The 22870-nt window shown below is 77.7% G+C and carries 23 protein-coding genes and 1 riboswitch; of the genes, 21 read left to right on the top strand and 2 right to left on the bottom strand.

Going from position 1 to position 22870, the window contains the following annotated elements; genetic code table 11:
- From J5O08_RS17745 to J5O08_RS17680, 14 genes are all read left to right on the top strand, one after another.
- Window positions 1–2295 (top strand): primosomal protein N' (locus J5O08_RS17745; protein ID WP_255590142.1); only part of this gene is annotated, 2295 nt, incomplete at its 5' end.
- Entirely contained in the window at window positions 2292–2903 is a 612-nt protein-coding gene (locus J5O08_RS17740; protein ID WP_218708228.1) for an HAD family phosphatase, read from the top strand. The genes J5O08_RS17745 and J5O08_RS17740, both read left to right, overlap by 4 nt.
- A gap of 177 nt (window positions 2904–3080) precedes the next feature.
- Window positions 3081–3782, top strand: coding sequence for a DUF1345 domain-containing protein (locus J5O08_RS17735; RefSeq protein WP_217615312.1), 702 nt, complete (start codon window positions 3081–3083; stop codon window positions 3780–3782).
- A 26-nt stretch (window positions 3783–3808) separates the two neighbouring features.
- The gene (gene fmt / locus J5O08_RS17730) at window positions 3809–4771 is read left to right on the top strand and encodes a methionyl-tRNA formyltransferase (RefSeq protein WP_218708227.1); all 963 of its coding nucleotides are present in this window, start codon (window positions 3809–3811) and stop codon (window positions 4769–4771) included.
- On the top strand, window positions 4768–6384 hold the full coding sequence (locus J5O08_RS17725) for an RsmB/NOP family class I SAM-dependent RNA methyltransferase (RefSeq protein WP_218708226.1): 1617 nt from the start codon (window positions 4768–4770) through the stop codon (window positions 6382–6384). The genes fmt and J5O08_RS17725 overlap by 4 nt, the downstream gene beginning before the upstream one ends.
- A gap of 56 nt (window positions 6385–6440) precedes the next feature.
- Window positions 6441–7109 carry a ribulose-phosphate 3-epimerase gene (rpe, locus tag J5O08_RS17720; RefSeq protein ID WP_218708225.1) on the top strand — a complete coding sequence of 223 codons (669 nt, stop codon included), beginning with the start codon at window positions 6441–6443 and terminating at the stop codon, window positions 7107–7109.
- Window positions 7110–7238: 129 nt separating this feature from the next.
- Window positions 7239–7372, top strand: a riboswitch (FMN riboswitch).
- A gap of 140 nt (window positions 7373–7512) precedes the next feature.
- Window positions 7513–8517, top strand: a complete 1005-nt coding sequence (gene ribD, locus J5O08_RS17715) for a bifunctional diaminohydroxyphosphoribosylaminopyrimidine deaminase/5-amino-6-(5-phosphoribosylamino)uracil reductase RibD (RefSeq protein ID WP_218708234.1) — start codon at window positions 7513–7515, stop codon at window positions 8515–8517.
- Window positions 8517–9173: a riboflavin synthase gene (locus tag J5O08_RS17710; RefSeq protein WP_218708224.1), complete on the top strand. Its 657-nt coding sequence runs from the start codon at window positions 8517–8519 to the stop codon at window positions 9171–9173. Before ribD ends, J5O08_RS17710 begins: the two co-directional genes overlap by 1 nt.
- On the top strand, window positions 9170–10549 hold the full coding sequence (ribB, locus tag J5O08_RS17705) for a 3,4-dihydroxy-2-butanone-4-phosphate synthase (protein ID WP_308281697.1): 1380 nt from the start codon (window positions 9170–9172) through the stop codon (window positions 10547–10549). The genes J5O08_RS17710 and ribB overlap by 4 nt, the downstream gene beginning before the upstream one ends.
- The gene (ribH, locus tag J5O08_RS17700; protein WP_218708223.1) at window positions 10546–11016 is read left to right on the top strand and encodes a 6,7-dimethyl-8-ribityllumazine synthase; all 471 of its coding nucleotides are present in this window, start codon (window positions 10546–10548) and stop codon (window positions 11014–11016) included. Before ribB ends, ribH begins: the two co-directional genes overlap by 4 nt.
- On the top strand, window positions 11013–11711 hold the full coding sequence (pnuC, locus tag J5O08_RS17695) for a nicotinamide riboside transporter PnuC (RefSeq protein WP_218708222.1): 699 nt from the start codon (window positions 11013–11015) through the stop codon (window positions 11709–11711). The genes ribH and pnuC overlap by 4 nt, the downstream gene beginning before the upstream one ends.
- A 59-nt stretch (window positions 11712–11770) precedes the next feature.
- Window positions 11771–12034 (top strand): phosphoribosyl-ATP diphosphatase, encoded by a 264-nt coding sequence (locus tag J5O08_RS17690; protein ID WP_166943152.1) that lies wholly within the window; start codon window positions 11771–11773, stop codon window positions 12032–12034.
- Between the two features lie 63 nt (window positions 12035–12097).
- Window positions 12098–12946, top strand: a complete 849-nt coding sequence (gene hisG / locus J5O08_RS17685) for an ATP phosphoribosyltransferase (protein WP_218708221.1) — start codon at window positions 12098–12100, stop codon at window positions 12944–12946.
- A gap of 172 nt (window positions 12947–13118) precedes the next feature.
- On the top strand, window positions 13119–13550 hold the full coding sequence (locus J5O08_RS17680; protein ID WP_308281696.1) for a PH domain-containing protein: 432 nt from the start codon (window positions 13119–13121) through the stop codon (window positions 13548–13550).
- Between the two features lie 232 nt (window positions 13551–13782).
- On the opposite strand, the gene J5O08_RS17675 is transcribed toward J5O08_RS17680, so the two are convergent.
- Window positions 13783–15753, bottom strand: coding sequence for an HNH endonuclease signature motif containing protein (locus J5O08_RS17675; RefSeq protein WP_218708219.1), 1971 nt, complete (start codon window positions 15751–15753; stop codon window positions 13783–13785).
- A gap of 322 nt (window positions 15754–16075) precedes the next feature.
- Window positions 16076–17320 carry a DUF3866 family protein gene (locus J5O08_RS17670; RefSeq protein ID WP_218708218.1) on the bottom strand — a complete coding sequence of 415 codons (1245 nt, stop codon included), beginning with the start codon at window positions 17318–17320 and terminating at the stop codon, window positions 16076–16078.
- 34 nt (window positions 17321–17354) lie between these two features.
- On the opposite strand from J5O08_RS17670, the gene J5O08_RS17665 reads away from it, so the two are divergent.
- The 7 genes from J5O08_RS17665 to J5O08_RS17635 form a co-directional block, all read left to right on the top strand.
- Window positions 17355–18422: a YafY family protein gene (locus J5O08_RS17665; protein WP_218708217.1), complete on the top strand. Its 1068-nt coding sequence runs from the start codon at window positions 17355–17357 to the stop codon at window positions 18420–18422.
- Window positions 18415–19428: a YafY family protein gene (locus tag J5O08_RS17660; protein WP_217615324.1), complete on the top strand. Its 1014-nt coding sequence runs from the start codon at window positions 18415–18417 to the stop codon at window positions 19426–19428. The genes J5O08_RS17665 and J5O08_RS17660 overlap by 8 nt, the downstream gene beginning before the upstream one ends.
- A 17-nt stretch (window positions 19429–19445) precedes the next feature.
- Entirely contained in the window at window positions 19446–19787 is a 342-nt protein-coding gene (locus J5O08_RS17655; protein ID WP_147793587.1) for a hypothetical protein, read from the top strand.
- 117 nt (window positions 19788–19904) lie between these two features.
- Complete coding sequence (gene tatA / locus J5O08_RS17650) at window positions 19905–20213, top strand: Sec-independent protein translocase subunit TatA (RefSeq protein WP_147793586.1); 309 nt, start codon at window positions 19905–19907, stop codon at window positions 20211–20213.
- Window positions 20214–20252: 39 nt separating this feature from the next.
- Entirely contained in the window at window positions 20253–21062 is an 810-nt protein-coding gene (gene tatC / locus J5O08_RS17645) for a twin-arginine translocase subunit TatC (RefSeq protein ID WP_218708230.1), read from the top strand.
- A complete protein-coding gene (locus J5O08_RS21765; RefSeq protein ID WP_218708216.1) occupies window positions 21059–21985 on the top strand; it encodes a diacylglycerol kinase family protein in 927 nt (308 codons plus the stop codon). The genes tatC and J5O08_RS21765 overlap by 4 nt, the downstream gene beginning before the upstream one ends.
- 10 nt (window positions 21986–21995) lie before the next feature.
- A partial coding sequence (locus J5O08_RS17635) for a DEAD/DEAH box helicase (protein ID WP_218708214.1) occupies window positions 21996–22870 on the top strand: 875 nt, incomplete at its 3' end.

The following is a 22870-nucleotide window of genomic DNA, read 5'->3' as shown; positions in this document are numbered from 1 at the left end:
GGCGCCGCCGCACGGCCGCGGCGGCGCGCCCGCGCGCGGGACGTCGACGTCGAGCCCGCCGCCGAGCTGCCCGTGGCGCGGGTCGCCGTCGAGCTCGCGCCCGCGCACCTGGACCGGCCGTTCGAGTACCTCGTGCCGGCGACGCTCGCCGACGCCGCGGTCCCCGGGACGCGGGTCAAGGTGCGGTTCGGGTCGCAGGACGTCGACGGCTACGTGCTCGACCGGACCGCCGAGCCGGAGCACGACGGCGCCCTCGTGCCGCTGCGGCGGGTGGTGTCGCCGGAGGCCGTGCTGACCCCGGCGGTCGGGAGGCTGGCCCGGGCCGTGGCGGACCGGTACGCCGGGACGCTCGCCGACGTGCTGCGGCTCGCCGTGCCGCCCCGGCACGCGCGGACCGAGGGGGAGGTTCCGCCGGCCGGGGCGCCGGGGGACGGTGCCGCTTCTGCGCCCGGCGGTGCCGTGCCTGCGCCCGGCGGTGCCGTGCCTGCGCCCGGCGGTACCGCGCGTGCGCCCGGCGGTGCCGCGCCTGCGCCTGGGGGTGCCGTGCCTGCGCCCGGCGGTACCGCGCCTGCGCCCGGCGGTGCCGCGCCTGCGCCTGGGGGTGCCGTGCCTGCGCCCGGCGGTGCCGCGTCAGCGCCCGATGGTGCCGCGCCCGCGCCCGACGGTGCCGGCCCCGCTCCCGCATGGGCGCCCTACCGGGGCGGCCCCGCGTTCCTCGCCCACCTCGCCGCCGGCGGCTCCCCCCGAGCCGCGTGGTCGGCGCTACCCGGCCCCGCGGGGGAGCGCTGGCCCGACGGCGTGGCCGAGGCCGCCCGGGCCACGCTGGCGAGCGGCCGCGGTGCCCTCGTCGTCGTGCCGGACGCCCGGGACGTCGACCGGGTGTGCGCCGCGCTGGTCGCCGCCGGCGTGCCCGCGTGGACCCCGGACGGCACCGACGCGAGCCACGTGCGGCTCATGGCCGACGACGGCCCGGCCCGCCGGTACCGCGCGTTCCTCGCGGTGCTCCGCGGGCACGCCCGCGTGGTCGTCGGCACCCGGGCCGCGGCGTTCGCCCCCGTCCGCGACCTGGGGCTCGCGGTGTGCTGGGACGACGGCGACGACCTGCACGCCGAGCCGCGCGCGCCGTACCCGCACGTCCGTGAGGTCCTGGGCCTGCGCGCCGAGCTCGAGGGCTGCGGCCTGCTGCTCGCCGCGCACGCCCGCTCCACCGAGGTGCAGGCGCTCGTCGCGTCCGGCTGGGTCCGGCCCGTCGCGGCCGACCGGGACGTCGTGCGCGCCCGCACCCCGCGCGTGCGGGCGCTCACCAGCGTCGAGCTCGCCCGCGAGGGCGCGGCGGCGGCTGCGCGGCTCCCCGGCGAGGCGTGGCGCACGATCCGCGACCGGCTCGCCGACGGGCCGGTGCTCGTCCAGGTGCCGCGGGCGGGCTACCTCCCGGCGGTCGCCTGCGCCCGGTGCCGGGAGGTCGCCCGGTGCGCGCACTGCCACGGGCCGCTGGCGCTGACGTCCGGCGACGGCACGGCGCAGTGCCGGTGGTGCGGCCGCCTGGCGATCGGGTGGCGGTGCGAGGCGTGCGGCAACGGCACGTTCCGGTCCGTCGCCGTCGGCTCCGACCGGACCGCGGAGGAGCTCGGTCGCGCCTTCCCCGGGGTGACGGTGCGGCACTCGGGCGCGCGCTCCGGCGTGCTGGCGGAGGTGCCGGACCGGCCCGCGCTGGTCGTGTCGACCATCGGCGCCGAGCCCGTCGCACCCGGCGGCTACGCCGCGGCGGTGCTCCTCGACGCCGCGGTCACGACGGGGTCCACCTCGCTGCGCGCCACGGAGGACGCGCTGCGCCGCTGGCTCGCCGCGGCCGCGCTCGTCCGGTCGTCCCGGGACGGCGGCGTCGTGCTGCTCGTCGGCGACGGCGCCGAGCGGCCCACGCAGGCGCTCGTGCGCTGGGACCCGGTGGGCCTCGCCGAGCGCGAGCTCGCCGAGCGGGCGGAGGTGCGGCTGCCCCCGGTCGTCCGGGTCGCCGAGCTGGTCGGGACCCGGGAGGTCGTCGCCGCGGTGCTCGCGCGCGTCGAGCTGCCGGAGGGCTCCGACGTGCTCGGTCCGGTGCCGCAGCCCGAGCCCCTCGCGCCGGGCGCCGCCGCCGTGCAGGAGTCGCTCGACCCGCCCGTCCGCACGCTCGTCCGGGTGCCGGTGGCGCAGGGGCGGGCCCTCGCGCGGTCGCTGGCCGCGTCCCTCGCCGTCCGCAGCGCCCGCCGGGAGGGCGGGACCGTGCGCGTGCGGCTCGACCCGGAGGAGATGCTGTGACCGCCGTCGACGCCGTCGTGTTCGACCTGGGCAACGTCCTGGTGCGCTGGGAGGCCGAGCGGGCCTTCGACGGCGTGCTCACCGACGCCGAGGTCGAGCGGTTCCTCGCCGACGTCGACTTCCCGGCGCTCAACCTCCGGCAGGACGCCGGCCGGTCCTGGCGGGAGGCCCGCGACGAGGTCGCGCGCACGCACCCGGAGCACGCCGCGACCGTCGACCTGTACGTCGAGCGGTTCGTGCACGCCCTGCCGGGGCCGGTGCCGGGCAGCGCCGAGGTCGTCGACGACCTGCGGGCGGCGGGCGTCCGGGTGCTCGGGCTCACGAACTGGTCCGCCGAGACGTACCACCACGGCGAGGCGGTCGCGCCCGTCATCGGGCGGCTCGAGGCCGTCGTCGTGTCGGGGCGGGAGGGCGTGGTGAAGCCGGACCCGCGGATCTTCACGGTGCTCGCCGAGCGGCACGGGCTGGAGCCGGCGCGGACGGTGTTCGTCGACGACAGCCCCGCGAACGTCGCCGGCGCCGCGTCGCTGGGGTACCAGGCGGTGCTGTTCACGGGCGCGGCGGCGCTGCGGGCGGACCTCGTCGCGCGCGGGGCGCTGCCCGCCTGACGCGGCGAGTGGCCAGGCCCGACGTGGTGAGCGGCGCAGGCCTGACGCTGCGAGCGGCGCGGGCCTGACGCGGCGAGCGGCGCGGGCCTGACGCGGCGCTCGACGCGGCACCCGACGCGCCGCCCGGCGGCACACCGGCCGCGGCGGGCGCCGCGCCGTTCTGCTTGGATCGGGGCCATGGCCAGCCGCTACGTGAGCGACAACGTCCGCGCCAACGTCAGCTTCGTCGTCGCCCTCGCGACCGCCGTCGGGGTGCTGGCGATCCGCGGGGACCGGCTCGGGGTCGGCCCCGGCGCGGCGGCGATCACGTTCTACCTCGCCATGTGGCCCGTCTTCACGGGCGTGTACCTGGTGTGGACGCACGTCACCTACGCCCGGCGCGGCCCGCGGGGCCTGGTGGCGAGCGCGTGGCGGGAGCGCACCCTCGGGCGGCGGTGGTGGAACCGGCTGCTCGGGTACGGCGGGGCGACGAGCTGGACGATGGCCGCCGCCGTGGTCGCCGTCGCGGTGACGATCCTCATCGCGCAGGACCCCCGCTACCGCGACGACTGGACGTACATCGCGCTCGGGCTGGTCAACGTCGCGTGCTCGTGGGCGCAGATGGTCTACGCGTTCACCCTGCAGTACCTCCGGCTCGACCAGGGGCGGCGCGACGACGGCGAGCGGCACCTGACGGTCGACGTCGAGGGGGACCCGCGGTTCGGCGACTACCTCACGCTCGCCGTGCTGCTGTCCGCCATGGCGGCGACGGTGTCGGGGCACATGCGGTCGCGGGCCGCGTGGACGCTGGCGCGCACGCACGTGCTGCTGGCGTTCGCCTTCAACTCCGTGGTCGTGGCGATGATGGTGTCACTGCTGTTCGGCGGGCTCGGGTCCTGACCCGCGCGGCACTAGGATCGGTGCCCATGCGCCTGCTCTTCGCCGGGACGCCCGCGGTGGCGCTGCCCTCCCTGGACGCCCTGCTCGCCTCCCGCCACGAGGTCGTCGCCGTCCTGACCCGCCCCGATGCCCGCGCGGGCCGCGGCCGGACGCTCACGCCGAGCCCGGTGAAGGAGCGCGCGCTCGAGGCGGGCATCGAGGTGCTGACCCCGGCCACGCTCAAGGACCCCGAGGCGCAGGCGCGGATCGCCGCGATCGCCCCGGACGCCGCGCCCGTCGTGGCGTACGGCAACCTCGTCCCGCCCGCCGTCCTCGGCCTGCCGCGGCTCGGTTGGGTCAACCTGCACTTCTCCGTCCTGCCGGCCTGGCGCGGCGCGGCGCCGGTGCAGCACGCGATCATCGCCGGCGACGAGGTGACCGGGGCGTCGACGTTCCTGCTGGAGGCCGGGCTGGACACCGGGCCCGTGCTCGGCACGCTGACCGAGACCATCCGGCCGCTGGACACCTCGGGCGACCTGCTCGGGCGGCTCGCCGACGCCGGGTCCGACCTGCTGGTGAAGACCCTCGACGCGCTCGAGGACGGCGTGCTCACGCCCGTGCCGCAGCCCGCCGACGGCATCAGCCTCGCGCCGCGGCTCACGACCGACGACGCCCGCGTGCGGTGGCAGCACCCCGCCATGGCCGTCGACCGCCGGGTCCGCGGCTGCACGCCCGCGCCCGGCGCGTGGACCACCCTGCCCGACGGCGCGCGCCTCGGCCTCGGTCCGGTGCGGCCCGTGCCCGAGGTGACCGACCTCGCCCCCGGCGCGGTGCGCGTCGGGCGCGGCGAGGTGCTGGTCGGCACCGGCACGCACGCCGTCCGCCTGGGGGAGGTGCGGCCCGCGGGCAAGCGCGCGATGGCCGCGGCGGACTGGGCGCGGGGCGCCCGGCTCGACGAGGGCACCGTGCTCGGCCGGGACGACGTGGCCGTCCAGGGGGTGCAGGCGTGAGCGAGCGACGTGGTCAGGGCGGCGGGGATCGCCCGGGCGGTCGGGGCGGCCAGGGCGGTCGGCCGGGACCGTCGGGCCAGGGCGGCGAGCGGCGTCGATCCGGGGGCCAGGGCGGCCGGCACCGCGACGCCGCCGGTCGCCAGCGCCCCGCGTCCCGCCAGGGCCCGCGCGACCGCACCGCCGCCGCACCGTCCGCGCGCCGCCGGTCGTCCGACCCGGCCCGCACCGCGGCGTTCGACGTCCTGCGCACCGTGGCGGACTCCGACGCCTACGCGAACCTCGTCCTGCCCCCGCTGCTGCGCGAGCGCGGCATCCGGGGCCGCGACGCGGGCTTCGCCACCGAGCTGGCGTACGGCACCCTCCGGCTCCAGGGCCGGTACGACGCGGTCCTGGCCCAGTGCACCGGACGCTCGCTCGACCAGGTCGACCCGCCGGTGCTCGACGCGCTGCGGCTCGGCGCGCACCAGCTGCTCGGCATGCGGGTGCCGCCGCACGCCGCGGTGTCCGAGACCGTCGGGCTCGTGCGCGAGCAGGTCGGCGCGGGGCCCGCGCAGTTCGTGAACGCGGTGCTCCGGGCGGTGTCCCGCGAGCCGCTCGACGTCTGGCTCGAGCGGATCGGGGACGCGGCCGACCCGGCGGGCACCGACGCCGTCGCCCGGCTGTCGGCCGTCGACAGCCACCCCGCCTGGGTCACCCGCGCGCTGCGCGAGGCCCTGGTCGGCCACGGGCGGCAGGCCGACGAGCTCGGCATGCTGCTCGCCGCGGACAACGAGGCGCCGCGGGTGTCGCTGGTCGCGCGACCGGGACTCGCCGACCGCGACGACCTGCTCGCCGCCGCCGGCCCCGACGCCGCCCCGGGCCGGTGGTCGCCGACCGCGGTCACGCTCGCGGGCGGCGGCGACCCGGCCGGCCTGTCCGCCGTGCGCGCCGGGACCGCGGGCGTGCAGGACGAGGGCAGCCAGCTGGTCGCGCTCGCGCTGGCGGACGCGCCGCTCGACGGCCCCGACGCGCGCTGGCTCGACCTGTGCGCCGGCCCCGGCGGCAAGGCCGCCCTGCTGGCCGCGCTCGCGGGACAGCGCGGCGCGCGGCTCGTGGCCAACGAGGTGCAGCCGCACCGCGCCCGGCTGGTGCGGCAGGCGGTGTCCGCCGCGCCCGAGGGCGCCGTGGAGGACGTGCGGGTCGGCGACGGCCGCGAGGTCGGCGAGGCCGAGCCCGGCGGCTACGACCGCGTGCTGCTCGACGCCCCGTGCACGGGGCTGGGTGCGCTGCGGCGCCGCCCGGAGTCGCGCTGGCGGCGGACGCCGTCGGACCTCGCCCAGCTCACGGTCCTGCAGCGGGACCTGCTCGGGTCGGCGCTGCGCGCGGTGCGGGTCGGCGGGGTCGTCGCCTACGTGACGTGCTCGCCGGTGCTGGCCGAGACCCGGCTCGCGGTCCTCGACGCCACCCGCGCCGCCCGCAAGGCCGGGCTGGAGGTCGAGGTGCTCGACGCGCCGGCCGTGCTGCACGGCATCGCGCCCGGCCTCGACCTGCCCGAGCGGGAGGACGCGCAGCTCTGGCCGCACGCGCACGGCACCGACGCCATGCACCTCACGCTGCTGCGCCGGACGGCTTGACCACCCCGCTGGCAGGGCGACCGGCGGCTCGCGGTGGGCGCCGATACCCTGGGCGGGTGCACGCGCAGATCAGCCCCAGCATCCTGTCCGCCGACTTCGCCAACCTCGAGCGCGACCTGCACCGGATCAGCCGGGCCGACTGGGCGCACGTGGACGTCATGGACAACCACTTCGTCCCGAACCTCACGCTCGGGCTGCCCGTCGTGCGGCGGATCATCGAGGTGTCTCCGGTGCCGATCGACGTGCACCTCATGATCGAGGCCGCCGACCGGTGGGCCGTCGACTACGCGCACGCCGGCGCCGCCTCCGTCACGTTCCACGCCGAGGCCGCGCAGGCCGCCGTCCGGCTGGCCCGGGAGATCCGCGCGGCCGGCGCCCGGGCGAGCATCGCGCTGCGGCCGGCGACGCCCGTCGAGCCGCTGCTGGACCTGCTGCCGGAGTTCGACATGGTGCTGGTGATGACCGTCGAGCCCGGGTTCGGCGGCCAGGCGTTCATCGAGGGCACGCTGCCCAAGATCCGCCGGCTGCGCGCCGCGATCGACGAGCAGGGCGCCGACACGTGGATCCAGGTCGACGGCGGGGTGTCCCGCGACACCGTCGAGACCGTGGCCGCCGCCGGGGCGAACGTGTTCGTCGCCGGGTCCGCGGTCTACGGGGCCGACGACCCGAACGCGGAGATCGACGCGCTGCGCGGCCTGGCGGACGGCGCGCTGGCGCGGCGCTGACGGGCGCAGACCACGACCGGCCATCCGCGGGGGCCGCGGTCGGCGCCCTCGTAACGGCGCCCCGCCGCTGACCCCCGGCCCCGCGCCGGCGGGAATGCCGCGTGTGGCATCATCGTTCGTAGAACACACACACGTGCTCCGGGGTCGGTGAAAGTCCGAGCCGGCGGTGACAGTCCGCGACCCGCAGACGCCTCACGGCGCGAGCGGTTGACCTGGTGGAACTCCAGGACCGACGGTGAAAGTCCGGATGGGAGGAGTCGTGGCGGCGTGCTCGGCGTGAGCCGGGTGCGCCGTGGACGTCGTGCACCCGTGCGCCGCCCGCACCCCGGAGACCTGTCGGTCGGAGGGAGCGGGAGTGGGCACGCGGACGGCGGTCGAGCCGGCTGAGGTCGAGCGGGACGCGATGGCGCGCGCCCTGGACCTCGCCCGCCGCGGGCCCGCGCACGGGCCGAACCCGCGCGTCGGCTGCGTGCTGCTCGCCCCCGGTGCCCGCGTCCTGGGCGAGGGCTGGCACCGCGGCGCGGGGACCCCGCACGCCGAGGTCGCCGCGCTCGCCGACGCCCGGGCCCGCGGGCACGACGTCCGCGGCGCCACCGCCGTCGTGACGCTCGAACCCTGCGACCACACGGGACGCACCGGACCGTGCTCGGTCGCGCTGCTGGAGGCCGGCGTCGCGCGCGTCGTCGTCGCCGTCCCCGACCCCAACCCGGCCGCCGCCGGGGGAGCCGCGCGGCTGCGCGCCGCCGGCGTCGAGGTGGTGCTCGGCGTCGAGGAGACCGCCGGCCGGGAGCTGCTCGGCCCCTGGCTGCGAGCCGTCGAGCGGGGGCGCCCGCACGTGACGCTCAAGCTCGCCGCCACGCTCGACGGCCGCGTCGCCGCCGCGGACGGGTCGAGCCGGTGGATCACCTCGCCCGAGGCCCGTGCGCACGCGCACGCCCTGCGCGCGGAGGTGGACGCCCTGGTCGTCGGCACCGGCACCGCGCTGACGGACGACCCCGCGCTCACCGCGCGCGCCGCCGACGGGACCCTGGCCGCGCACCAGCCCCTGCGGGTCGTCGTCGGCGAGCGGGACCTGCCGGCCGGCGGGCGACTCGCCGGCCCGGGCGGCGAGGTGCTGCACCTGCGGACCCGCGAGCCGCGCGCGGCGCTGGCCGCGCTGCACGAGCGCGCGGTCCGCCGGGTGCTCGTCGAGGGCGGGCCCACGCTCGCGGCGGCGTTCCTGCGCGCCGGGGTCGTGGACGAGGTGCACGCGTACCTGGCCCCGGTGCTGCTGGGCGCTGGTCGTCCCGCTGTGGCCGACCTGGGCATCGGGACGATCGGGGACGCGCTTCGGCTGCGGACCCGCGAGGTGCGACAGCTGGGGCCCGACGTGCTCGTCGTGGCCGACGTCGAGGAGGAGGAGCGCTGATGTTCACCGGCATCGTCGAGGAGGTCGGCACCGTGGTGCAGCTGGACCTGGCCCCGGGCGGGACGGGCGGGGCGGGCGGCGACGCCGCCGGGGACGACCGCGACGCGCGGCTCGTGCTGCGCGGCCCGCTGGTCACCTCGGACGCCCGGCACGGCGACTCGATCGCGGTGTCCGGGGTCTGCCTCACCGTCACCGACCTGCCGGGCGACGGCACCTTCGCGGTGGACGTCATGCCGGAGTCGCTGCGGCGCACCGCGCTCGCCGACCTGGCTCCCGGCTCGCCGGTCAACCTCGAACGCGCCGTGCGCGCCGACGCCCGCCTCGGCGGCCACGTCGTCCAGGGCCACGTCGACGGCGTGGGCACCGTCCGGCGGCGGACGCCGGGCCCGCGGTGGGACGAGGTGGAGATCGCGCTCGACCCCGCGCTCGCCCGGTACGTCGCCGAGAAGGGCTCCGTCGCGGTCGCCGGCGTCTCGCTCACCGTGACCGCGGTCGGGCCGGACTGGTTCGGGGTGTCGCTCATCCCGACGACGCTCGCCGAGACGACGCTCGGGGACGCCGCCGTCGGGACCCGGGTGAACCTCGAGGTCGACGTGCTCGCCAAGTACGTCGAGCGGCTGCTGTCCGCCGGCGCGGTCGCGGGGGTGGCCCGGTGACCGCCGTCGAGCCGATCGCGCTCGGCACCGTCGAGCAGGCCCTCGCCGAGCTCCGCGCGGGCCGCCCGGTGCTCGTCGCCGACTCCGAGGACCGCGAGAACGAGGCGGACGTCATCCTGGCCGCCGCGCTCGCCACCCCGGAGTGGGTCGCCTGGACCATCCGGCACTCGTCGGGCTACCTGTGCGCGCCCATGACCGGAGCCCGGGCGGACGCCCTCGACCTGCCGCTGATGGTGCCGCAGAGCCAGGACCCCCGGCGGACCGCGTACACCGTGACCGTCGACGCCGCCCACGGCGTGACGACCGGCATCTCCGCCGCCGACCGCACCCGCACCCTGCGCGTCCTCGCCGACCCGGCGTCCGGCACCGAGGACCTCATCCGTCCTGGGCACGTCCTGCCCCTGCGGGCCGTGCCGGGCGGCGTGCTGCACCGCGCCGGGCACACCGAGGCCGCCGTCGACCTGTGCCGCCTCGCCGGGGTCGAGCCGGTCGCCGCGATCGCCGAGCTCGTGCACGACGACGGCACGATGATGCGGCTGCCCGCCACCGCGGCGCTGGCGCGCGAGCACGGTCTGGTCGTGCTCACCATCGCCGACCTGATCGCGTGGCGCACCGCGCACGACGACCTGCCCGCCGAGCCCGCACCGGGTGCCGAGGCGGCCGCGACCGCGCCGGGGCGCCGGGTGCACCGCGCGCACAGCGCCGTCCTGCCGACCCGGCACGGCGACTTCCGGGTGCACGCCTACCGCGACCTGCGGACGGGCGCCGACCACGTCGCGCTGGTCGCCGCGCAGGGCCTGGCCGACCAGCCCGTGGTGCGGGTGCACTCCGAGTGCCTGACGGGGGACGCGTTCGGCTCCGCGCGCTGCGACTGCGGCCCGCAGCTCGACGCCGCGCTGGGCCTGGCGGCGCGCGAGGGCGGCGCGGTCGTCTACCTGCGCGGGCACGAGGGCCGGGGGATCGGCCTGCTCGCGAAGATCGGCGCCTACGCCCTGCAGGACCAGGGCCGGGACACCGTCGAGGCGAACATCGACCTCGGCTGGCCCGCCGACCGGCGCGAGTACGGCGCCGCCGCGGCGATCCTCGCGGACCTCGGCGCCCGGCGGATCACCCTGCTCACCAACAACCCGGCCAAGGTCGCCGGGCTCACGGCCCACGGCATCGAGGTCGCCGACGTGCGCGGCCTCGAGGTCGGACGGACCGCGCACAACGAGGCCTACCTGCGCACCAAGGCGCGGGCGATGGGGCACCTGCTGCCCGGCCTCGACGCGCACCCCACCAGCACACCCACCACCCCCACCAGCACACTCACCACCCCCACGGGCCCCACCCCCTCGGGCCCGGCCACCACGTCTCGCACGGAGGACGCACGATGAGCGGCAGCGGCGCTCCCACCATCACCACCGACGGCAGCGGCCTGCGGGTCGCCGTCGTCGCGGCCAGCTGGCACACCACCGTCATGGACGGCCTGCTCGCCGGCTCCCGGCGCGCGCTCGCCGCCGCCGGCGTCACCGACGTCCGGGAGGTGCGCGTGCCCGGCACGTTCGAGCTCCCGGTCGCGGCCGGCCGGCTCGCCCGGTCCGGGGACTACGACGCGGTCGTCGCGCTCGGCGTCGTCATCCGCGGCGGCACCCCGCACTTCGACTACGTCTGCCAGGCGGCGACCTCCGGCCTGACCGACGTCGCCGTGCGGACCGGCGTGCCGGTCGGGTTCGGGGTGCTCACCTGCGACGACGAGGCCCAGGCGCTCGACCGCGCGGGGCTCGAGGGCTCGCACGAGGACAAGGGCGCGGAGGCGGCGGAGGCGGCGGTCGCGACCGTCGTCGCGCTGCGCGGGCTGTGAACGTCCTCGGCTGGCTGTTCGACGCCCAGCTCGTCGTCGCCGGGCACCCCGTCCTCTGGCGGGAGGTGATCGGCAACCTGTTCGGCCTCGCGTCCGCGCTCGGCGGCCTGCGCCGCAAGGTGTGGGCGTGGCCCGTGGGCATCGTCGGCAACGTGCTGCTGTTCACGGTGTTCCTCGGCGGCGTGTTCCACACCCCGCAGGCCCGCGACCTCTACGGCCAGGCGGGTCGCCAGGTGTTCTTCGTCGCCGTCGCGGTCTACGGCTGGGTGCGCTGGTCGCAGGCCCGGCGCGTCGCCCGCGAGCACGGAGACCCCGACGCGCCGGCCGTGGTGCCCCGGTGGGCCGGGCGGTCGGGCTGGATCCAGCTCGGGGTCGTCGGCGTCGTCGGGACCGTCGTGTGCGCCCTGGTCTTCCAGGCCCTCGGGTCGTGGGGTCCGTGGGCGGACGCGTGGATCTTCGTCGGCTCTCTGCTCGCGACCTACGGCATGGCACGCGGCTGGATCGAGTTCTGGCTCATCTGGATCGCCGTCGACGCCGTCGGCGTGCCCCTGCTGCTCAGCGCGGGCTACTACCCGTCGGCGTTCCTGTACCTCGTGTACGCGGGCGTCGTGGTCTCGGGCTTCGTCGTCTGGTGGCGCGCCCGGCGCGAGTCCGAGCCGCAGCAGGTCACGGCGGCAGCGGGGGTCGAGGGGTGAGCGCCCGGGCCCTGGACGCCGGACCGGGGGAGGGCGTCCGACCGTCTACCCTGGCGGGCGTGAAGACGTTCGACGCGCTGTTCGCTGAGCTCACCGAGAAGGCGGCCACCCGGCCCGCAGGATCGGGCACCGTCAAGGAGCTGGACGCCGGCGTCCATGCGATCGGCAAGAAGATCGTCGAGGAGGCCGCCGAGGTCTGGATGGCTGCCGAGCACGAGGGCGACGCCCGCACCGCCGAGGAGATCTCCCAGCTCCTCTACCACCTGCAGGTGCTCATGGTCGCGAAGGGCCTCACGCTCGAGGACGTGTACGCCCACCTCTGACCGGCCCCGGCCCGCTCGACCCCGCCGCCCCCTGCCACACCTGAACACCCCCGGAGAACCCCCGTGCTGAGGATCGCCGTCCCGAACAAGGGCTCGCTCGCCGAGCCCGCCTCCGACATGCTGCGCGAGGCGGGCTACCGCCAGCGCCGCGACTCCCGCGAGCTCGTCCTGCCCGACGCCGACAACGGCGTCGAGTTCTTCTTCCTGCGGCCCCGCGACATCGCGGTGTACGTCGGCACCGGCACCGTCGACGTCGGCATCACCGGCCGCGACCTGCTGCTCGACTCCGAGTCGCCCGCCACCGAGCACCTGCAGCTCGGGTTCGCCCGGTCGACCTTCCGGTTCGCGACCCAGGCCGGCCAGATGAACGACGTCCGCGAGGTCGCCGGCCGGCGCGTCGCCACGTCGTACCCCGTGCTCGTCGCCGACTACCTGCGCGCCCAGGGCGTCGTGCCGTCCGAGGTCGTCCGGCTGGACGGCGCCGTCGAGACCGCCATCCGGCTCGGCGTGGCCGACGTGATCGCCGACGTCGTCGAGACCGGCACCACCCTGCGCGCCGCCGGCCTCGACGTCTTCGGCGAGCCGATCCTCAGGTCCGAGGCCGTGCTCGTGCGCCGGGCCGACGTCGAGGAGCCCGCCGGCCTCGACGTGCTCACCCGCCGGATCCAGGGCGTGCTGACCGCCCGCGAGTACGTCCTCATGGACTACGACGTGCCGACCGCGCTCGTCGAGCAGGCCGTCGCCATCACTCCCGGCCTCGAGTCGCCGACGGTGTCGCCCCTGCACAACCGCGACTGGTCCGCCGTCCGCGCCATGGTGCGGCGCTCCGAGACCAACCGCGTCATGGACGCGCTGTACGACGTCGGCGCGCGGGCCATCCTCGTCACGTCGATCCACGCCTGCCGGCTCTGACTCCGGGCGGCAGCCGATGACGGGGAAGCCGGGGCGGGGGTCGGGCGGCGGGGACGGCGGACCGGTCCCGGGCCGCGGCGGCGGCGGTGGTGGTGCGGGCGACGGTTCGCCCGGCGGGGCCGACTCCGGGCGAGGCGGTGGCGACGCCGGCCGGCGGCCCGCGCTCGACGACGTGTTCCGCCCGCGCGCCGCGCGCGTGGTGACCGGCGCGCTGGCCGTCGTCGTCGCCCTGGCGACCGCCCTGCTCATCGTGCTGCTCGCCACCACCGGCGTCGAGGGCTGGTCCACGGCCGACCTCAGCGGGATCGCGCTCGTCGGTCTGGCGATCGTCGGGTTCCTGTGGCGGCAGGCCACCGTCTCCGCCACGCCCACCGCGGAGGGGCTGCGGGTCCGGAACCTCGCGAGCACCCGGACCGTCGCGTGGGGCGAGATCGTCTGGGTGCGGTTCGGCGAGGGCCGGCCGTGGGTCCAGCTGGACCTCGACGACGGGGACACCCTCGCGGTGATGGGCGTGCAGCGCTCCGACGGCGAGCGGGCCCGGCGCGAGGCGAAGCGGCTGGCGACCCTGGTGGCCGTGCGCCAGCGCGCCGACGGGGACCAGTAGTTCTCCAGCCGACCCGGCAGGTGGGGGAGCACCGGCACGCCGCACCGGTGTGCGCGTACGCCGCGCACCGTGCGCCCGGACCGCGCAGCGGTGCGCCCGCGCCACGCACCGCGCGGCCGGACCGCGCCCTGATGCGACCGCGCCCCGCGCCATGCGCCACGCGCCCGGACCGCGCGGCCGCCCCCGCGCGGCCGTCCACGCACCGCGCGCCCGCAGCGCTCGACGAGACGCGTCAATACGGCGGTGGGTCGTCCTCGGCTCCGCGCCCTGGCGGGGGCGTTCTGGTACTCGGCGGCGGTTGGTGACCCGCGGTGGTCGGCAGTCCGCCGCCCGAGGCGCTTCGCGGCGGGTCGCCAGCGGTGCTCGGTGACTGGCCACCGGCGGTGGTCGGCGACGGCACGCCCGTGCCGCCGGGCGGCGGGGTGCCGCGGGCGCGGCGAGGTCCGGTGAGGTGTTCGGTGGGCTGGCCGGTGCCGGGACGGGTGCGGTAGCGGTGGCCGGTGGGGTCGGTCCAGTCGTGCACCCCGGGTTCGGGTTGGCGCGCGTCGAACCGGGCCTGGTGCTTCGCGCGGTGGTGGCGGGGGCAGGCCGGTCCGAGGTTGGTGTGGCTGGTGGTGCCCGGGGGTCGGGGGTCGTCGGGCGCGGGTGACCAGTCGTCGCTGTGGTCGAGGTCGCACCGGTGTGCGGGCACGGGGCAGCCGGGGAAGGTGCAGGTCCGGTCCCGGAACCTGACGTGGTCGGCGAGGGCGGCGGGCGGCCGGTAGGTCGTGCGTCCGACGTCCAGGACCGAGCCGGACAGGTCGTCGACGACCAGGCGGCGCCAGACGCCGCCCTGGGCGAGGGCGCGTGCGGTCGTGGCGTCGATCGGTCCGTAGCCGGCGAGGTCCGCCGGGGTGTCGTCCTGGCCGATGAGGGAGGACAGCGGGACGGTCACCAGGACGTGGGTGCGCGGGTCGCGCGGCCCGGCGGTACGGGAGGCGCCCGGGGACGCCGCGGACGCAGAGGCGCGGGTGACCGCGGCGTCGATGTCGGCGTCGCCGCAGACCCTTTCACCCACCCCGCCGCGGATCGTCGTGCCGCCGCCGACCTCGCCGTGGGCCGTCGTGCCGCCGCCCACTCCGCCGTGGGTCGTCGTCCCCGCTCGCGCCCGGCCGCCATCCTTCGGCGTCGGCAGGAACCCCGGGACCGCCGCGGGCGAGGTCTGGGCGTCGCTGCCGGTGGCGGGCGGCGCGCCGGTCAGGACGGCGTCGACGAGGCCGTCGGCGCGCAGCTGGTCGAGAGTGCGGGGGTCACCGCCGGCGCGGGCGGAGCGGGCCGCCTGTTCCAGGGCGGTGTCGATCCCGACCGCGTGCTCGGCGGGCAGCACGACGTGCATCTCGGCCATCTGGTCGGGCAGCGCCCGCGGGTGGGTGACGCGCCGCTGTGCGCGGGCCGCGTCGCGCCGGTCCTGCGCGTGCTCGGGGTCCACGTCGAGCAGGGCGCGCTCGAGGTCGGCCCGGACCTGGCTGACCGTCGAGTGCTCCGCGCGGGGCAGCACGTAGTCCTGGACCGGTTGGGACACCCAGGTCACCTGGTCGGCGAGCCGGGCGGCGATCGCGCGGGCCGCGGGCACGCTGATCCGGCCGGCCCGCAGCGCCTGCCCGGTGGCGGCGAGGTCGCCGGAGAACTCGCTGCCTTCCCGTACGAGGGCGGCGGTGTCCTGGGGTGAGCGCTTCAGGCGCGCGGACAGCGCGGTCGCCGCGACCCGCTCGGGGGTGATCCCGGTGTCGCGGCCGGAGCGCGGGTCCGGTCGCGGGGCCATGCCGGGGCGCCGGGCCAGCTCGACCGCGACCGCCGCGAGGTTCGCGTGCACCCACCCGGCCATGCGGGCGAACCCGGCGGCGAGCTCGGCGAGGTCGTAGTCGTCGAGCGAGCGCGGGTCCAGGGCCTCGAGCAGCCGCACCAGCGGGCTCCCGGTCGCGGTGCGGTCGAGCGCCTCCTCCAGCTGCTCGTGCCGCGGCAGGCCGGAGTCGAGGTACTCCGCGACCACGGCGGCCGCGGCCTCGGCCCCGCCCGGGCGCGGGTCCCCGCCCGCGCAGTCGGACACACCGCCGCACGCGCCGCCGCACGCGCCGTCGGACGTGCCGCCGCACCCGCGCTCGCGCACCCCGCGGCCCGGCTCGGCGCCGGGCTCGGGGGCGGGTTCGTGCAGGTCAGCGGGCATGTCACCACCCTACGGACGAGCACTGACACGCCATGTGCCCGGCGTCACGAACCTGGGGACGCGTCGGGTGATCGGCCCTGTGGAGGACTCGGCGTCCGCGCGGCGAGCGGCCGGATCCGCTGCGGCCGCGTCCCGCCCGCGTCCCGCCCGCGTCCCGCCCGCGTCCCGCCCGCGTCCCGCCCGCGTCGCGGGGTCTCGGCCGGCCGTGCGGGTCGTGCGGAGGCGGCGTGGGCTGGCAACGTGGGTCGTGCGGGGGGCGGCGTGGGCCGGGAGCGTCGGTGGTGCACGGACCCCGCGGGCCGGTCGTGGACGTCCCGGGTGCTCAGGCCCCGCGCGCCAGCCGCGCCGCGTGCGCGCCGGCAGCGGCGGCCGCGAGGAACGCCGCCGGGTCCTGCGCCAGCCCCCGGCCCATCGTCGACAGCCGGACCGGCGACCCGCCGAGCGCGGTGAGCAGGTCGGCGCCCGCCGCCACCTCCACGAGCCGGTGCCGGCCGACGGGCTCGCCGAGGGACCGGGCCTGGTGGGCGACCCGCCGCCCGACGGCCGCGAGGTGGGCGTCGAGGTGCTCCTGGGGGTCGGGCACGCGCAGGCCGGGCTCCTCTCCGTCGTCGGACCTCGCGTCGCCCGCACCGGAGGTCGCCGCCGGCTCGAACACCGGCACGACCACGTCCGCCGGCGCCAGCGCCACCCGCCCGTAGGCCGTCAGCGAGTGGTGCGACACGCCGAGGTGCCGCTCCCGGGCGTCGGCCCCGGACACGCGCAGGGACGCCACGGGGCGCCCACCGAGGACGGCCGACGCGTTCACGGCCTCTCCGGCGGCGACGCCCGAGAAGCCCCACCGCGTGCCGGTGCCGAGGTTGCCGGGCCCCTGCGCGACGACGACCACGTCCGCGCCGACGACGTGCCGCGCGGCGAGCAGGGCGGTGTGCAGGGTGACGGCCTCGTGGTCGCCCCCGAACGCCTGCCCGGCGGTGAGGCACGCCTCGATCCAGCCGGCGTCGCGCAGCCCGGCGACGGCCATGGAGAACCAGGCGGGCAGGGCGCCGCCGTCGGTCATCACGTAGGCGACGCGCAGCGGCGGCACCCCCGCGCCCGGCCGGGACAGCAGCGCGTCGGCGTACCGGACGCCCGCGACGACGGCCGGCAGGGCGGAGTGCAGGTCGGCGACGACGACGGGCAGGCCCGCGAGGTCGTCGGCGTCGCGCAGGACGTCGTGGTGCGGCGACTCCTGGTCGTCGACCCCGAGCACCATCGTCTGCAGCGGGGTGTACCGCGCCTTGACCAGGTGGCCCGGGCCCGCGGGCGGGTCGGCGGGCAGCCGGTCGGGGGACCCGGGGGCGACGACGAGCGCGTAGCCACCGGTCCCCAGCCCGCGCGCGAGCGCCGACACGTTGAGCAGCACGGTGTCGCCGACGCGCAGGTCGCCGACGAGAGCCGGGTAGGCCAGCGCCCGCACGGTCGCCGGGTCGGGCCCGGACACGCCGTCGGTCACGACGACCGTCAGCTCCTGGGCCCCGGGCCACGACCGACCGACCTGCTCCACCGTGCCCGAGCGCCATGTGATCACCGGACCACGCTACCGGCCACTACGGTTGTCCCCGATGCCCGAACAGATCCACCCCGCCGAGCGGCTGCTCAACCTCGTCATCGCCCTGGTGCACACGCCCGGCCGGATGACGAAGGAGCAGATCCGCCGCACGGTCGCGGGCTACGGCGACGCCCCGTCCGACGAGTCGTTCGAGCGGATGTTCGAGCGTGACAAGGACGCGCTGCGGGAGCTCGGCATCCCGGTGGCGACCGTGACCTCGGCGGGGCACGGCGACGACATCGGCTACCGGATCGACCAGGACGCGTACGCGCTGCCGCCGCTGGAGCTGACCTCGGCCGAGCTGGGTGCGCTGTCGCTGGCCGCGGAGTTCTGGCAGGACCGGTCGGTGCGGGCGGACACGTCGCGCGCGCTCACCAAGCTGCGCGCGGTCGGCGCGGGCGCGGGGTCGAGCGACCTCGCGGCCGGGCTCGCCCCGCGGGTACGGGCCGGCGGCGACGCGTTCCCGCCGCTGCTCGACGCGGTGCAGGCGCGGCAGCGGGTCCGGTTCACCTACCGGGCGGCGAGCACGGGCGAGGTGCGCGAGCGGCTCGTGGAGCCGTGGCGCCTCGTGGCGCGCCGCGGCGGGTGGTTCCTGGTTGGCTTCGACGTGGACCGCGACGGCACGCGCTCGTTCCGGCTCAGCCGGATCGAGGGCCGGGTCCGTGCGGTCGGCGCGGCGGGGGCGTTCGACGCGCCGACGCCGGAGCAGACCGAGGCCGCGCTGCTGTCCTGGGACGTCCGCGACGAGCGCACGGCGGTGCTGGCGCTGCGGGCCGAGCGCGCGGAGGCGCTCCGGGCGCGCGGCGAGCCTGCCGACCTGCCGGCCGACGCCGCGCCGGAGCTGCGGGCCGCCGTCGCGGACCGCGACCTCGTGCGCGTGGCCTACCGCGCGACGTGGGAGCTCGCGGAGGAGGTGGCGGGGTACGGCGACGCCGTGCTGGTCGCGGACCCGCCGGAGCTGCGCGACGCCGTGCTCGGGCTGCTGCGGGTCGCCGCGACGCTCGACGGGGGAGACGCCGGCCCCACCACCACCGGTGCCGAGCCCGGCACCACCGACACCGAGGAGCCCCGCCGTGGCTGAGCGCGCGAGCGAGCGGCTGCTGCGCCTGCTCGGGATGATCGGCTACCTCGACCGCAACGACGGCGTGTCCGTCGAGCAGCTGGCCGAGCACTTCGGGGTGACCCCGTCGCAGGTGATGGCGGACGTCGACACGCTCTGGATGAGCGGGACGCCCGGCTACTACCCGCACGACCTCATCGACTTCGACGCGGACTCCTACGACCGCGGCGAGATCCGGCTGACGGAGTCCCGCGGCATGACCCGTCCGCTGCGCCTCGGCACCCGTGAGGCGGTGACGCTGCTCGCGGCGCTGCGCGCGATGGTCGCGGACCTCGGCCCGACGCTCGACCCGGAGCAGGTCGAGGTGCTGCGCTCGACGCTGGCCAAGCTGACGGCGGCGACCGGGGAGGCCGCGGGTGCGGTCGACGTGCGGCTGGCGGTCGACGGCCGGCCGGAGGTGGTCGCGCAGATCCGCCGGGCGCTGGCGACGGGCCGCCGGCTGCGGATCCGGTACGTGAACGCCTCCGACGTGACCAGCGACCGCGACGTCGACCCGCTGCGGATGACGACGAGCGACGAGCGGTCGTACCTGCAGGCGTGGTGCCTGCGGGCGGGCGACGAGCGGCTGTTCCGCCTGGACCGCGTGCTCGCGGCGGAGGTGCTGGACGTCCCGGCGGAGCCGCACCCCGGCGCCGGCCGCGGGGCGACGGCGGAGTTCCGGTTCGACCTCGAGGGCGACGTGGCGACGCTGCACCTGCGCAGCACGGGCCGCTGGGTCGCGGAGACGGTCCCGGTCGAGGACGTGCGCAACCTGCCGGACGGGTCGTTCGAGGTGGACGTGCGCGTCGGCCAGCGGGCGTTCCTGCGCAGCCTCCTGCTCCAGGCCGCCGACGACGTGCTGGGGGTGCGCCCGCCGGAGGTCGCGCGCGACGTGGCGACCCGGGCCCGGGCGGCGCTCGCCGCGTACGGCCCGCTGGCCGGCCCTCCCGATCCCTCGCCCGCCGAGCCCACGCCCGCCGCGGGCTGACGGGATAGGTTGGCCCGATGGTCTGGGTGGTCGTGTGGTCGGTGCTGGTCGTCGGCACCCTGGTCGGCGCGTTCTTCCTCGGCCGCGACCTGTGGCGCCGGTTCCGCGCGCTCGTCGCCGAGCTGCGGGAGGCGTCCGAGGTGCTCGGGCAGCTCGCGGAGCACGCGTCGACGCTCGCCGAGCAGGCGCAGGAGGCCGAGCGCGCCGCGCGCGCCGCCCGGGAGGCCGCGCTGCTGCCGGATCCCGACGAGGCGCGGGACCGCTGGGCGGTGCTCCGCGAGCAGGCGCACGAGCGCCGGGAGCGCCGGCGCGAGCGCGACCGCCGGACCCGCGAGGGCTGGCGCGCCTACACGCGCTGACCCCCGCGCGCGCCCCGCGCCGCACGCGCCGCACCCGCCCCGCGACCGGTTCACCCGCACCGGGGGTGGTGCCGGTTAGGATCGACGGGTCAACGTCTCCCGTCCGACAGGAACGTCATGAACGCCCTGAAGCCCTGGCACATCGGTGTGCTGCTCGTCGTGATCCTCCTGCTGTTCGGGGCGCGACGGCTGCCGGACCTGGCGAAGTCCGTGGGCGAGTCCCTGCGCATCTTCAAGCGGGAGGTCAAGGACCTGTCGGAGGACGAGCCGCGCACCGCGCCCGCGCCGCCCCCGACGGCCGACCCGGCCCCGCCGCTCGCGCAGGGCCCCGTCGTCAACCCCGCCCCGTCCGCGGCGCCCGCGCCCTCGCTCGACCAGCCCGGCCACCAGCCTCCGGCGAGCGGCAGCACCACCCCCAGCGCCTGATCCGTGGCGCGCAAGAGGCGGCCCGACCCCGAGGGCCGGATGCCCCTGCGCGAGCACCTGCTCGAGCTGAGGAAGCGGCTGTTCCTGGCCGCGATCGGGCTGGCGGTCGGCGCGGTGGCCGGCTGGTTCCTGTACGAGCCGGTGTTCGAGCTGCTCCAGCAGCCGCTGCTCGACACGGCGGCGGGTCGCGACGGCCGGGTGTCGGTGAACTTCGCCGGCCTGGCCAGCGCGTTCGACATGCAGATCAAGGTGGCGCTGTTCCTCGGCGTCATCGTGTCGAGCCCGTGGTGGCTGTACCAGCTGTGGGCGTTCATCACGCCCGGCCTGACCCGCCGGGAGAAGCGGTCGGCGGTCGGGTTCCTCGCGGCCTCGGTGCCGCTTTTCCTGGCCGGCGCGGGCCTGTCGGCCTGGACGCTGCCGACCGCGGTCAAGGTGCTGACGGACTTCACGCCGGAGGGCGCGTCGAACTTCATCGACGCGCAGGCCTACCTGAGCTTCGTCATGCGGTTCGTCCTGGCGTTCGGCCTGGCGTTCGTGCTGCCGGTGGTCATGGTGTGCATCAACCTGGTCGGCCTGGTCCGCGCGAGCACGTGGGCCAGGGGCTGGCGGTGGGCGGTGCTGCTCGCGTTCGTGTTCGCCGCGGTGATGACGCCGACGCCGGACGCGATCACGATGATCGTCATGGCCCTGCCCATCTGCGGGCTGTACTTCGCGGCGCTGGGCGTGTGCGTCCTGCACGACCGGCGCGCGGACAAGCGGCTGGCGGAGGCCGAGCACGCCCGGGGCGCTGAGGGCCTCGGCGGGACCGGGACCAGCACCGGCACCGCGGACGGGACGCTCGCCACGTGAGCCACCTCGGGGTGGTGGTGAACCCCGTGGCGGGCAAGGGGCGCGGGACCGGCGTGGGCGCGGCGGTGCTGGACGCGCTGCGCCGCCGCGGGCACCGGGTGGAGGACCTGACCGCCCGCGACCTGCGCACCGCGACGGCGCACGCGCGCCGCGCGGCGGTGGCAGGGCTCGACGCGCTCGTGGTGGTCGGCGGCGACGGCCTGGTGCACCTGGGCGCGAACGTCGTGGCCGAGACGGACCTGCCGCTGGGCATCGTCGCGGGCGGCACGGGCAACGACGTCGCGCGCGCCCTCGGGCTGCCCCGCGGGGACGTCGCCGCGTCGGTCGCGGCGATCGAGCGCGCGCTGCTGACGGGGCCACGCACGATCGACGCCGTCCGGGTGGGCTCGCCCGCCCAGGCGGCCCGCGAGTGGTACCTGGGCGCGCTGTCCTGCGGCATCGACGCGGCCGTGAACGCCCGCGCCAACGCGCTCGCCTGGCCGCGGGGCTCCGCCCGCTACGTGCGCGCGCTCGTGCCCGAGCTGCGGGCGTTCCGCCCGTACGGCTACCGGCTGACCACGGACGAGGGCGTCTGGGAGTCGGCGGGCACCGTGGTCGTCGCGGCCAACGGCCCGTGGATCGGCGGAGGCATCCGGATCGCCCCCGACGCGCGCCTGGACGACGGGCTGCTCGACGTCGTCGTGGCCGGCCCGTTCAGCCGCGCCGGCGTCGTCCGGATCTTCCCCGGGATGTACGCAGGCCGGCACGTGCGGCACCCGCAGGTGCAGGTGATCCGCAGCCGCCGGGTGCTCGTGGAGCCCGCGCCGCACCACGGCGGGACGCCGCCCGAGGCGCACGCCGACGGGGAGCGGATCGGCGCGCTGCCGCTGCTCGCGGAGGTCGTGCCGGGCGCCGTCCGGGTGCTGGCGGCCGACCCGACCTAGGGTGGGGCGCGTGGCACGACGCAGCACGGCACGCACCCCCGAGCCCGACGAGCTGTCCCCGGCCGAGCGGTACGCCGCCGCGCGGCGCCGGGCGCAGGCCGAGAAGAGCGAGCTCGCCCGGTTCCGGCAGCTCCTGGACTTCCCGCTCGACGACTTCCAGGTCGAGTCCTGCGAGGCGGTGGAGCGCGGCAGCGGCGTGCTCGTCGCGGCGCCGACCGGCGCGGGCAAGACCGTCGTCGGCGAGTTCGCCGTGCACCTGGCGCTCGCCACGGGCAGGAAGGCGTTCTACACGACGCCGATCAAGGCCCTGTCGAACCAGAAGTACCACGACCTGGTCCGCCGGTACGGGGCGGAGCAGGTCGGCCTGCTGACCGGCGACACCACCCAGAACGGCGAGGCGCCGGTGGTCGTGATGACGACCGAGGTGCTGCGCAACATGCTCTACGCCGGGTCGAGCACGCTCGACGGGCTCGGGTTCGTCGTGATGGACGAGGTGCACTACCTCGCGGACCGGTTCCGCGGCCCGGTGTGGGAGGAGGTGATCATCCACCTGCCCGACGACGTGCAGCTGGTGTCGCTGTCCGCCACCGTGTCGAACGCGGAGGAGTTCGGCGACTGGCTGCGCACCGTCCGCGGCGACACCGCCGTGGTCGTGAGCGAGCACCGGCCGGTGCCGCTCGGCCAGCACGTGCTGGTCCGGGACGACCTGCTCGACCTGTACGCGGGGCACGTGGACCCGACGGCGCCGGGCAAGAACCCGCCGATCAACCCCGAGCTCGCGCACCTGCTGCGCCGGGCGGAGCGCGCGGCGGACGCGCCGCACCGCGGGCGCCGGGGCGCGGGCGACCGCGGGTTCCGCGGCCCGGGCGGCCGGCGGCCGGGCGG

It is taken from the genome of Cellulomonas sp. PS-H5 (assembly GCF_019265565.1).
Lineage (GTDB): Bacteria > Actinomycetota > Actinomycetes > Actinomycetales > Cellulomonadaceae > Cellulomonas.
This window is presented reverse-complemented; position numbering and strand designations above follow the sequence as displayed.